The sequence below is a fragment of the Pseudomonas sp. NPDC087346 genome (assembly GCF_044744235.1).
Classification (GTDB): Bacteria; Pseudomonadota; Gammaproteobacteria; order Pseudomonadales; family Pseudomonadaceae; genus Aquipseudomonas.
The window spans coordinates 94,975-107,519 of the sequence record NZ_JBIUXX010000011.1; the positions used below are offsets into that span (position 1 = coordinate 94,975).

Consider the following 12,545-nt stretch of genomic DNA (forward strand, 5'->3'; position numbering starts at 1 on the left):
TACCGTTTGGATTCAGCTTTGCCTGTTGGATCAACTCTGTGCGACATCACAACGCCGCACCCTTGTGGTGAGGGGATTTATCCCCGTTCGGCTGCGCAGCAGTCGCAATCCCTGAGCACGCGGTGCATCTGAAAAATCGCAGCCACCGGATTTGGGGCCGCTTCGCAGCCCAACGGGGATAAATCCCCTCGCCACAGGATTGAGTTCCTGCAATTTCATCTGTGGCTATGAACCCCATGTAAGAGCTGCGGCACGCTGCGATCTTTTGATCTCGCCTCTAAAAAAATCAAGATCGCAGCGTGCCGCAGCTCCTACCGTTTGGATTCAGCTTTGCCTGTTGGATCAACTCTGTACGACACCACAACGCCGCACCCTTGTGGTGAGGGGATTTATCCCCGTTCGGCTGCGCAGCAGTCGCAATCCCTGAGCACGCGGTAAATCAGAAAACCCGCAGCCACCGGATTTGGGGCCGCTACGCAACCCAACGGGGATAAATCCCCTCGCCACAGGATTGAGTTCCTTCAATGTCATCTGTGGCGGTGGGCGCCATGTAGGCGTCAGCCGTGCCTGCGAATGTTTATCTCAGCGCGTTAACCCCCGACGGCGCATCAAACGATATGCCGCAGGAATCACCAGCAGCGACAGCAATGGCGCGGTGACCATGCCGCCGACCATGGGCGCGGCGATGCGGCTCATCACTTCGCTGCCCGAGCCACTGCCCAGCAGGATCGGCAGCAACCCGGCGATAATCACCGCCACGGTCATCGCTTTCGGTCGAACCCGCTGCACTGCGCCCTCGCGAATAGCGTCCGTCAGTCCTTGCTCACTGTGGTCGCCGAACGCCTCACGCTCGGCCCAGGCGTTTTTCAGATACAGCAGCATGATCACGCCGAACTCCGCCGAGACCCCGGCCAGCGCGATAAAGCCAACACCCGTCGCCACCGACAGATTGAAGCCCAGCAGATACAAAAACCAGACCCCACCCGACAGCGCAAACGGCAACGTTGCCATGATCAGCAGCGCCTCATCAAGTCGACTGAACGTCAGATACAACAGCACAAAAATGATCAGCAACGTCGCGGGAATTACCCACTTCAGCCTGGCGTTCGCACGCTCAAGAAACTCGAACTGCCCCGAATAACTCAAGCTCATCCCAGGCTGCAATTTCACCTTCTCACTGACCGTTTGCCGCAAATCAGACACCACTGAAGCGATATCGCGGTCTCGCACATCGATGTACACCCACCCCGAGAGCCGCGCGTTCTCGCTTTTGAGCATCGGAGGGCCTTCGCTGATCCTGATCTGCGCCACTGTGCCCAAGGTGATCTGGCTGCCCTGCGGCGTGTAGATCGGCAATTGCTCCAGCGCACCGACCGAGTCGCGCCACTCGCGGGGATAACGCAGGTTGATCGGGAATCGTGCGAGCCCTTCGATGGTTTCGCCGACGTTTTCGCCGCCGATGGCACCGGAAACGATGGACTGCACATCGGCAATATTCAGCCCATAACGAGCAGCAGCCTTACGGTCGATATCGACATCAATGTAGCGCCCGCCAGTGAGCCGTTCGGCCAGTGCCGAGCTGACGCCAGGCACGGTTTTCGCGACGTGCTCGACGGCCTGAGTCACCGCGTCGATCTGGCTCAGGCTGGCTCCCGCAACCTTCACCCCAATCGGGCTCTTGATCCCGGTGGCGAGCATGTCGATGCGGTTGCGGATCGGCGGAATCCAGATGTTGGTCAGCCCCGGCACCTGCACCACCCGATCCAGTTCCTGCACCAGTTTTTCCGGGGTCATGCCCGGGCGCCATTGCTCGTGAGGCTTGAAGCGGATGGTCGTTTCAAACATCTCCAGCGGCGCCGGATCGGTAGCGGTTTCGGCGCGTCCGGCCTTGCCGAACACATGCTCAACCTCCGGTACGGTTTTGATCAGTCGGTCAGTTTGCTGCAGCAATTGCGCAGCCTTTTGCGCCGACAGTCCTGGCAGCGCCGACGGCATGTACAGCAAATCCCCTTCGTCCAGTGGCGGCAGAAACTCACCGCCCAGACGCGAGATCGGCCACAACGCACTGACGAACACCAACGCAGCAACGGCCAAGGTGATTGTCGGTCGTCGCAACACTGCATCGAGCAGCGGTTGATAGAGGCGGATCAACCAGCGATTGAGCGGATTCTGTTGCTCACTCGGGATATGCCCGCGAATCCAGTAACCCATCAACACCGGAATCAGCGTCACCGACAGACCGGCAGCCGCCGCCATGGCATAGGTCTTGGTGAAGGCCAGCGGCCCGAACAATCGGCCTTCCTGCGCCTGCAAGGTAAACACCGGAATGAACGACAGCGTGATGATCAACAGACAGAAAAACAGCGCCGGCCCGACTTCCGCCGCCGCTTCGGTGACTACCTTCCAGTGCGGCTCACCCTGCAACGTTTGTCCCGGGTGAAGCACATGCCATTGCTCAATTCTTTTGTGCGCGTTCTCGATCATCACCACCGCCGCATCGACCATCGCCCCGATGGCAATCGCGATGCCGCCCAGGGACATGATGTTGGCGTTGAGCCCCTGATAACGCATGACGATGAACGCAATCAGAATGCCGACGGGCAAGGAGATGATCGCCACCAGCGACGAACGCAGGTGCCAGAGGAACACTGCGCAGACCAGCGCCACCACCAGAAACTCTTCGAGCAGCTTGTGACTGAGGTTGGTCACAGCGCGGTCGATCAGTTGACTGCGGTCGTAGGTGGTGACGATTTCCACCCCGGGCGGCAGGCTGGTTTTCAGTTGTTCGAGCTTGTCTTTGACCGCGGCAATCGTCTCGCGAGCATTCTTGCCGCTGCGCAGAATCACCACCCCGCCGACCGCCTCACCCTCGCCGTCGAGTTCGCTGATGCCCCGGCGCATTTCCGGGCCCAATTGAATCGTCGCGACATCACCCAGCGTGACCGGTACACCGCCAGCGGCGAGTTTGAGCGGGATCGAGCGGAAGTCCTCCAGGCTTTTCAAATAGCCGGAAGCCCGCACCATGAACTCGGTTTCGGCCATTTCCAGCACCGCGCCACCGGTTTCCTGATTGGCCTTGCCGATAGCACTGCTGATCTCGGCCTGAGTAACGCCAAGGCTGGCCATTTTCAATGGATCGAGTTGCACCTGATACTGCTTGACCATGCCGCCGATACTTGCGACTTCGGCGACGTTGGGCAGGGTCTTGAGCTCGAACTTGAGGAACCAGTCCTGCAAGGCGCGCAACTGCGCCAAGTCATGTCCGCCGCTGCGATCCACCAGTGCGTACTGATAGATCCAGCCGACACCGGTCGCGTCCGGGCCCAGCGCTGGCCGCGCATTGGCGGGCAAACGGCTCTGCACCTGACTGAGGTATTCCAGCACCCGCGAGCGCGCCCAATACAGGTCCGTCCCGTCCTCGAACAACACATAGACAAAGCTGTCGCCAAAGAACGAATAACCACGAACGGTCTTCGCCCCCGGTACCGAAAGCATGGTGGTTGCCAGTGGATAGGTGACCTGATTTTCGACGATCTGCGGGGCCTGCCCCGCATAAGGCGTGCGGATGATGACTTGCACATCCGACAGATCCGGCAACGCGTCAATCGGAGTGCTTTGCACGGCCCACACGCCCCACGCTGTGACAAACAGGGTGGCGAGCAGCACCAGAAAGCGGTTGCCCACCGACCAGCGAATCAACGCGGCGATCATGGCTGAACCCCGCTGTTTTGCGCAGGCTCTGCATCCTTCATGTTGTCCAGAGGCCGGGCGACCAGACCTTTCAGGCTGGCCTCCGAATCGAGCAGGAACTGCCCGGATGCGACAACCTGCTGTCCCTCCTCCAGGCCCTGCAAAATAATGGTCTTGCCGTCGTTGTCCGATCCGGTCTGCACCTCGACCGGTCGATAACGGCCAGCGTCGTCGGCGAGCATCACCAAGGCGCGGCGACCGGTGCGAATCACCGCTTCGCTGGGCACCCACAGCACGCTCTGTTGCGTCGAGCGCTCAAGGTTCACCTGCGCGCTCATGCCCGGCCTGAGCTGGCCCTGCGGATTGGGCAGCTCGATGCGTACCTGGAACGTGCGAGTGTCTGCGCGGGTTTGCGGCAGAATCGCGCTGACCGTGCCGTGGATCACCGCACCCGGTAGCGCGGTAAAACGCGCCTGCACCTTTTGCCCCGGTGCGATTGATCCGGCCTGCGCCTCTGGCACCGCGACATCGAGCCAGACACGGCTCAAGCCATTGACCCGCGCCAGTGTTTGCCCGGCAGCCAGCGTCATGCCTTCGCGCACATCCAGTTCCAACAGAGCGCCACCGATGGGTGTGACGACCGTAAAGTTCGATTGCACTTTGCCGCTGCGTTCAACCTTGGCGATCAGCGCCGCAGGCATTCCGGCAAGTTGCAGCCGTTGACGTGCAGCCGCCAGCAAACCCGTTTCGCCATGCTGTTTGAGGGCGAGAAACTCTTCCTGAACCGCCGACCATTCTGGTACCAGAATATCCACCAACGGCGCGTTGGCTTTGAGCACATCCCCCGGCGCGTGGTCGTAAACCCGTTCGACGAATCCCGCCGTACGCGCCTGAACAACCGCCAGATCCCGCTCGTTGAAAGCCAGCACACCCACCGCATCCAGACTCGTCACCGACAGCCCACGACTGACCGGCGACAAGCGCATGCCGAGGTTTTGCGTGAGTGCCGGATCAATCTTGATGGCCGCCCCGCTCGCCTGGCCATCGGCGTAACGCGGCACCAGTTGCATGTCCATAAAGGGCGATTTTCCGGGTTTGTCGAACTTCTGCTGCGGGAACATCGGGTCGTACCAGTACAGCGCCTCGCGTTCGCTTGGGGCCTTGGCGCCCTGCTCCTGCATGGAATTCGGCATCGTGTTGATTGCCGGTCGCGCCAGCCAGTAACCACCGGCAGCGCCCAAGGCCAGCGAGAGCGCGGTCAATGCCGCGCCTTTGAATATTGCGCCGTTCATTGTGCGACCTCGCCATAGGTGAAATGCAGACGGGCACTGGTCAGCGCGCGTTGTTCTTCAACATCGATCTGTTTGAGGCGGGATTCGATCAGCTCGCGTCGAGCGGTGACCACAGCATTCAAATCGCCTTTGCCAGCGCGATAACTGGCGAGGCTTAGCTCAACTTTTTCCTTGGCCAGTGGCACCAGAGTTTGCTGATTGCGCTGCACCGAGCGATCAAGCCGCTGGTAGTCAGCCAGTTGATCCTCCAGTTGCTCGGTGTGTTCACGTGACAGCGTTTCGCGCTGCGCCTCCAGTTGGTTGAGTTGCGCGTATCGGGCGGCTATCACCGGGTTCTGTCGGGTCTCGGGAAACAGCGGCAGATCCCAGGAAAACTGCACGCTGACCATGTCGCCGAACTCGCGGCCTCGGCGCTGATAGTCAAGTTCCCAGCTCCAGTCGGAACGCTTCTGCGCCTCGGCTTCACGCACTTTGGCTTGCGCTTCGCGGGTCATCGGTTCGAAGGCTGCCAGCTCGGGATGGTGTTGCAAATGACGGGAATAATCCGCAGGTGTGACCGGCCAGTCGGGCAGCTTTCCGACCGGTTTATCTGCGGCAGCCGCGCCGATCCAGCGTTTGAGGGCTGCTTGGGTCGAGGCTTGCTGACTCAGCAGTTCATCCTGCTGTTCGGCCAGTTGCGCCGCCTCTTGTTTGGGTGTCACGGCATCAGCCGGTTGCGCACGGCCACCGGCAATTTGCGCGCGGACGACATCGCTCAGCAGGCGATTCTCCTGATAGAAGTCCTGAAACAGCGCATTTTTACGCTCCACTGAATAACGGCTGATCCACGCCAGCGCGGTAGCCAAACGCACTTTTAGGCGCTCCACCTGACGCTCCGCCACAGCGCGATCAACCCCGGCTGCAGCCACGTCAACCCGCGCCTTGCGCTTGTCGCTATTGGGCATTTCCTGGCGGATGCCGACCATTTGCATGGTCATGAAATCCTGATCGACGCTCCAGCGATCCGGGCCACCAATCGGATAGTTCTGCAAACCCAGCAACAACTTCGGGTCAGGCAATTCCCCGGCGGGAATGGCCGCGCTGGAGGCCGCCTGAATGCCGGCATCCTGCGCGGCCAGCGACGGCGCTCGGGTTTCGGCCAGTCGCAGGGCTTCGTCGAGGGTCAACGGTGCAGCGAGGCTCGGCAACGCCAGTACGCTTGCCGTCAGGCCGACCCATAGCGGCCAGCCCGTGCAATAGCACTTGAAATTCATGTGTTCGATTCCTGTGATCATCCACTGCGCGAGCCAACGGGCAGACACGCAGCAAGACATCCCGCTGAGGCGGAATGAGGCTTATCGGGAAACAGGAATCAGACGCGCGGGGGGCGCCACGGCCCGGACGGCGCCGGTACAGGAAGGAAGTCGCTGGAGATTGAACGTACAACGGGGCTGAACAGATTTACCGGCGGTTTGACCATAGAAACTTGCAGCAGCCCACCGCTTTTGCACTCCTGGCCAGGCTTGCAGGGTTTGCCGTGATCGGCAGTGCCATTTTTGCTGGAGCTCGCCATGTCGTTGCAGCAGTCGGCGCCCATGCCATCCATCATCGCCATGCCCATGGTTTGCATCGGACACGGTTGCGCCTCGACGCCCGCCATCCCGCTGAGGGGAAGCGCCAGGCTGATCACGAAGATGAGGAAAAACCGCAAATAGCGTTTCATGGGCTGGAGTGTAGTCGTGAAAAAGACTGCTAACGGGCCGCCGATAACAACGGAACGGCATTAAGCCAACATTAGCAGCCGTTCGTCACCTGAAATTCAAGGATCGACCTGCGCCATCAACTCCGGCACCGATTCCGGACGTTTCGCATAGCGCTGCGCCAACACCGCACAGACCATCAGCTGAATCTGATGGAACAGCATCAGCGGCAGAATCAGCACGCCGATGGTGCTGCCGGCAAACAACACCTGGGCCATCGGCACGCCGGTAGCGAGGCTTTTCTTCGAACCGCAGAACAGAATGGTGATGCGGTCTTCCTGGCTGAAACCGAAGGCCTTGCCCAGCAGCGTCGAGGCGAACAGCACCAGCGCCAGCAGAATGCAGCAGACCACCACCAGCCCCAGCAGATCGATAACCGGAATCTGATGCCAGATCCCTTCGTTGACCGCCTCGCTGAATGCGCCGTAGACCACCAGCAGAATCGACCCCTGATCGACGAACTTCAGCCAGTTCTTGTTGCGCCCGACCCATGCGCCGATCCAGCGACGAGCGATCTGCCCGGCAACGAACGGCAGCAGCAGTTGCACACTGATTTTCAGAATCGCATCAAGCGTCGAGGCACCGTCGCCATGCACGTTCAGCAACAACGTCACCAGCAACGGCGTGAGAAAAATCCCGAACAGGCTGGACGCCGCCGCGCTGCAAATTGCCGCCGGAACGTTGCCCCGGGCCAGCGAAGTGAAGGCAATCGCCGACTGCACGGTGGCAGGCAGCGCACACAGATAAAGCATGCCCATGTACAGGTTGTCGCCGATCAGCGGCGACAGCAGCGGTTTCAGCGCCAGACCCAATAGCGGGAACAGGACAAAGGTCAGGCCGAACACCAACAGATGCAGACGCCAATGACCGGCGCCGGCAATGATCGATTCACGCGAGAGCTTGGCGCCGTGCAGGAAAAACAGCAGCGCGATGGCGATGTTGGTCAGCCAGCCGAAGCCCACCGCAACCTGACCGCTGGCGGGCAGGAAACTGGCGAGCAGCACGACGCCGATCAAGGTCAGGGTGAAGTTGTCGGGCAAGAATCTTGGGCGGGGCATGGGGTTGGTCATCCGGGGGTTGCCAGTACGTGATTGCGACTCTAACGTGGTCGGCAATTACCGACTAACGCCGATGAGCCAGCAGATGCCGCCTAAAGGACATGAAAAAAGCTTCCGGCGCAGCATTCCCGGGCTTCCCAGCCTGCCGCGACCGCTGTACGGACGCACCGAATCATTGCCCAATCGCGCATTGACCCGGCGCCACAGTCACCCGTGGGTGCAATTGTCGTACGCGATTCAGGGCGTACTTGAAGTGCAAACCGGCGCCGGTCGTTTCGTTGCGCCGCCGGAGCGCGCAGTGTGGATTCCGGCGGGCATGCCGCATCGGGTATTCAGTGCGCCGCACACCGAAATGCGCAGCCTGTACATCGATTGCAGTGTGGCGCCCTGGGCGATCGAGCGCTGTCATGTGCTCGGTGTCAGTGATTTGCTGCGTGAGCTGATTCGTGCCTTTAGTCAGATACCTGTCGAGTATGATCAGAATGGCGCGCATGGCCGATTGGCTCAGGTGATCCTCGATCAACTGGCCGACGCACCGCAGATCGACCTGATGCTGCCGCTGCCCCAAGACCCGCGCCTGCGGCAGATTTATCTGAGTCTGGAGCAGCATCCAGAGCAACAAACCACACTCAGCCACTGGAGTGACAAGTTCGGCGTGACCGAGAAAACCCTGAGCCGGCTGTTCCTGCGCGACACCGGGCTGACCTTTCGCGCCTGGCGCCAACGCCTGCGGTTGCTCGGTGCGCTGACTCCGCTGGAACAGGGCGAACGCGTCACCGACGTGGCTTTGGCTTGCGGGTACGATTCAACTTCAGCGTTTATCGCGGCGTTCCGCCAGCAGTTCGGTGAGACCCCCGGAGAGTTTTTCCGCTGAATAACACCGATAATTATCGAGTTAGCGCGAGCATTTGCCCAAACTTCAGGGTAGAGTTTCATCCATCAAGAATTTTTGACGCGCTAGACACCTAACAATCATGAACAACCTTTTTTCGGCGGTAATCGCATGATCGACGTCACTGAAGTTTCTATTGCCCAATTGCGCTCGGCGCTGGAATCCGGTCAGACCACGGCGGTTGAACTGGTTCAGGCCTATCTGGCGCGGATCGACGCCTACGATGGCCCGAACACTGACACCGCGCTGAACGCGGTGGTCGTGCGCAATCCGCAGGCATTGAAAGAAGCCGAAGCTTCGGATGCCCGCCGCGCCAAAGGCGAAACACTCGGTCCGCTGGACGGCATTCCTTACACCGCCAAGGACAGTTATCTGGTCAAAGGGCTGACCGCTGCGTCCGGCAGCCCGGCGTTTGCCGATCTGGTTGCCTATCGCGATGCCTTCACCATTGAACGTCTGCGCGCTGCCGGGGCGATATGCCTGGGCAAGACCAACATGCCGCCGATGGCCAATGGCGGCATGCAGCGCGGGGTCTATGGTCGCGCCGAAAGCCCTTACAACGCCGACTACCTGACCGCGCCGTTCGCTTCCGGCTCGTCGAACGGTGCTGGCACTGCCACTGCAGCGAGTTTCTCGGCGTTCGGTCTGGCGGAAGAAACCTGGTCGAGCGGTCGCGGCCCGGCGTCGAACAACGGTTTGTGCGCCTACACTCCGTCACGCGGGGTGATTTCGGTGCGTGGCAACTGGCCGCTGACGCCGACCATGGACGTGGTTGTGCCGTACGCCAGAACCATGGCTGACCTGCTCGAAGTACTGGACGTGGTGGTTGCCGAAGACACCGACACCCGTGGTGATCTGTGGCGCTTGCAGCCATGGGTGCCGATCCCGAGCGTCGCGTCCGTGCGCCCGGCCTCCTACGCCGAACTGGCAGTGCAGCCCGATGCGCTCGCCGGCAAACGTCTGGGCGTGCCGAAGATGTACATCAATGCCGACCCCGACGCCGGTACCAGCGAAGAACCCGGCATCGGCGGCCCCACCGGTCAGCGCATCAACACCCGTCCATCGGTGATCGCACTCTGGGAAGAAGCCCGCAAAGCCCTCGAAGCCGCTGGCGCCGAAGTCATCGAAGTCGATTTCCCTCTGGTGTCCAACTGCGAAGGCGACCGCCCCGGCGCACCGACCGTGTTCAATCGAGGTATCGTCTCCAAAGAATTCATGCACCACGAATTGTGGGACCTGTCGGCCTGGGCTTTTGATGATTTCCTGCGCGCCAATGGCGATCCAAAGCTCAATCGTCTGGCGGATGTCGACGGGCCGAAAATCTTCCCGCACGATCCGGGTACCCTGCCCAACCGTGAAGGCGATCTCGCTGCCGGCATGGACGAATACGTGCGCATGGCCGAGCGCGGCATCACGCCGTGGGATCAGATCCCGACGCTGCCCGACGGCCTGCGCGGTCTGGAGCAAACCCGCAAGCTCGACCTCGAAGACTGGATGGATGAACTGAAACTCGACGCGGTGCTGTTCCCGACCAATGCCGACGTCGGCCCGGCAGACTGCGACGTCAACCCGGCTTCAGCCGACATCGCCTGGAGCAACGGCATCTGGGTCGCCAACGGTAACCTCGCCATCCGCCACCTCGGCGTACCCACCGTGACCGTGCCGATGGGCATCATGGCCGACATCGGCATGCCGGTCGGCCTGACGTTTGCCGGTCGTGCCTATGACGATTCGACGTTGCTGCGACTGGCTTCGGCGTTTGAAGCGACTGGTTCGAAACGTCTGGTGCCGCCGCGTACGCCGTCGTTGAAGTAAGTGCATTGAAATAAATCGGGGCCGTCATGGCCCCGTTTGCATTGGCCGTGAAGTGCGCCTACACGCCAACACTTCGTTTTTCCCGAACTATCCCTCAGAAATAACCGATTTTTCTTCTGCGCAATCCTCCCGCTAGCATGACCGCATCCAACCCTCTTCATGTTCAGTCAGGGAGAACGGCATGCAGCATCTCAACATTGGCGAGCCCTGGATGTGGACCGCCTTCATTGTCTTTGTCCTCGCCATGCTGGCGGTGGATCTGTTTGTCTTCGGCGGGCGCAAGGCGCATCGGGTTTCGGTGCGTGAGGCTTCGTGCTGGGTGGTGGCCTGGTGTTTGTTGGCCTTGGCCTTCGCCGGGCTGTTGTGGTGGTATCTGAACGGCGCGTTCGGGCCTGAAATCGCCCAGCGCAAAACCCTGGAGTTTCTCACCGGTTATCTGATCGAACAGTCGCTGTCGATCGACAACATGTTCGTGTTCGTGATGATTTTCGGCTACTTCGCGGTGCCACCGGAGTTGCAGCGTCGGGTGCTGCTTTATGGGGTGCTCGGGGCGATTGTGATGCGCGCGGCGATGATCTTTGCCGGAGTCTGGCTGGTGACGCAGTTCGAGTGGTTGCTGTATGCCTTCGGGGTGTTCCTGATCATCACCGGGATCAAGATGCTGATGTTTGCCGAGCAACAACCTGATCTGGATAACAACCGACTGCTGCGCTGGGTGCGCTCGCATTTGCGCATCACCAATGGCTTTCATGGCGAGCGCTTTTTCGTGCTGCAGAACGGTGTGCGTTGGGCCACGCCGATGTTTCTGGTGCTGGTACTGATCGAGGCCAGCGACCTGATGTTTGCCGTGGACAGCATCCCGGCGATCTTCGCCGTCACCACTGACCCGTTCATTGTGTTCACTTCGAACATCTTCGCGATCATGGGGTTGCGGGCGCTTTACTTCCTGCTGGCGGACATGGCGGACCGCTTTCATCTGCTCAAGTACGGGCTGGCGATTGTGTTGGTGTTCATTGGCGGCAAGATGGTGCTGATGCCGTGGATTCACATGCCGGTGGAGTGGTCGCTGGCGGTGGTGGGTGCGGTGATTCTCGGCTCGGTGCTGCTGAGCTTGATCATGAGCAAGAATAAAATCGAAAGCACTCAATGACACAACACAAACCTGTGGGAGTGAGCTTGCTCGCGAAGGCAATCTGTCAGTCTATTAATGCTTCGACTGACACGACGCCTTCGCGAGCAAGCTCGCTCCCACAATGTCCGTGGCAACACTGAATGCTTTGATCACAACACAACACCTGTGGGAGCGAGCTTGCTCGCGATTGCGCTGTGTCATTCACCTTTGATGGTGGCTGACTTGACGCTATCGCGAGCAGGCTCGCTCCCACAATGTCCGTGGCAACACTGAATGCTTTGATCACAACACAAAACCTGTGGGAGTGAGCCTGCTCGCGATTGCGCTGTGTCATTCAACTTTGATGTTGGCTGACTTGACGCTATCGCGAGCAGGCTCGCTCCTACAATGTCCGTGGCAACGCTGAATGCTTTGATCACAACACAAACCAGTAGGAGTGAGCCTGCTCGCGATTGCGCTGTGTCATTCAACTTTGATGTTGGCTGACTTGACGCTATCGCGAGCAGGCTCGCTCCCACCATGTCCGTGGCAACACTGAATGCTTTGATCACAACACAAAACCTGTAGGAGCGAGCCTGCTCGCGATGCGCTGTGTCATTCAACTTTGATGTTGGCTGGTTTGACGCAATCGCGAGCAGGCTCGCTCCCACAATGTCCGTGGCAACGCTGAATGCTTTGATCACAACACAAAACCTGTAGGAGTGAGCCTGCTCGCGATTGCGCCGTGTCATTCAACTTTGACGTTGGCTGACTTGACGCTATCGCGAGCAGGCTCACTCCCACAATGTCCGTGGCGACACTGAATGCTTTGATCACAACACAAAACCTGTGGGAGTGAGCCTGCTCGCGATTGCGCTGTGTCATTCAACTTTGATGGTGGCCGACTTGACGCTATCGCGAGCAGGCTCGCTCCTACAATGTCCGTGG

At 60.0% G+C, this 12,545-nt stretch carries 8 protein-coding genes; 3 read left to right on the forward strand and 5 right to left on the reverse strand.

The genetic code is table 11. From position 1 onward, the window contains the following. Positions 1–582 precede the first annotated feature (582 nt). From ACIOZM_RS09745 to ACIOZM_RS09765, 5 genes are all read right to left on the reverse strand, one after another. The gene (locus ACIOZM_RS09745) at positions 583–3,711 is read right to left on the reverse strand and encodes an efflux RND transporter permease subunit (RefSeq protein WP_401212631.1); all 3,129 of its coding nucleotides are present in this window, start codon (positions 3,709–3,711) and stop codon (positions 583–585) included. Beyond that, positions 3,708–4,982 (reverse strand): efflux RND transporter periplasmic adaptor subunit, encoded by a 1,275-nt coding sequence (locus ACIOZM_RS09750; RefSeq protein ID WP_401212633.1) that lies wholly within the window; start codon positions 4,980–4,982, stop codon positions 3,708–3,710. Before ACIOZM_RS09750 ends, ACIOZM_RS09745 begins: the two co-directional genes overlap by 4 nt. Further along, positions 4,979–6,235 (reverse strand): TolC family protein, encoded by a 1,257-nt coding sequence (locus tag ACIOZM_RS09755; protein ID WP_401212635.1) that lies wholly within the window; start codon positions 6,233–6,235, stop codon positions 4,979–4,981. The genes ACIOZM_RS09750 and ACIOZM_RS09755 overlap by 4 nt, the downstream gene beginning before the upstream one ends. A 98-nt stretch (positions 6,236–6,333) precedes the next feature. Then, positions 6,334–6,684, reverse strand: coding sequence for a hypothetical protein (locus tag ACIOZM_RS09760; RefSeq protein ID WP_401212638.1), 351 nt, complete (start codon positions 6,682–6,684; stop codon positions 6,334–6,336). A gap of 96 nt (positions 6,685–6,780) precedes the next feature. Then, a complete protein-coding gene (locus ACIOZM_RS09765) occupies positions 6,781–7,779 on the reverse strand; it encodes a bile acid:sodium symporter family protein (RefSeq protein ID WP_401212640.1) in 999 nt (332 codons plus the stop codon). 85 nt (positions 7,780–7,864) lie between these two features. Between ACIOZM_RS09765 and ACIOZM_RS09770 the strand changes: the two genes are divergently transcribed. The 3 genes from ACIOZM_RS09770 (at position 7,865) to ACIOZM_RS09780 (ending at position 11,636) form a co-directional block, all read left to right on the forward strand. Continuing rightward, positions 7,865–8,653, forward strand: coding sequence for an AraC family transcriptional regulator (locus ACIOZM_RS09770; RefSeq protein WP_401212643.1), 789 nt, complete (start codon positions 7,865–7,867; stop codon positions 8,651–8,653). Between the two features lie 129 nt (positions 8,654–8,782). Further along, on the forward strand, positions 8,783–10,486 hold the full coding sequence (locus ACIOZM_RS09775; protein ID WP_401212645.1) for an amidase: 1,704 nt from the start codon (positions 8,783–8,785) through the stop codon (positions 10,484–10,486). Between the two features lie 181 nt (positions 10,487–10,667). Next, on the forward strand, positions 10,668–11,636 hold the full coding sequence (locus ACIOZM_RS09780; protein ID WP_401212648.1) for a TerC family protein: 969 nt from the start codon (positions 10,668–10,670) through the stop codon (positions 11,634–11,636). Positions 11,637–12,545: the final 909 nt, after the last annotated feature.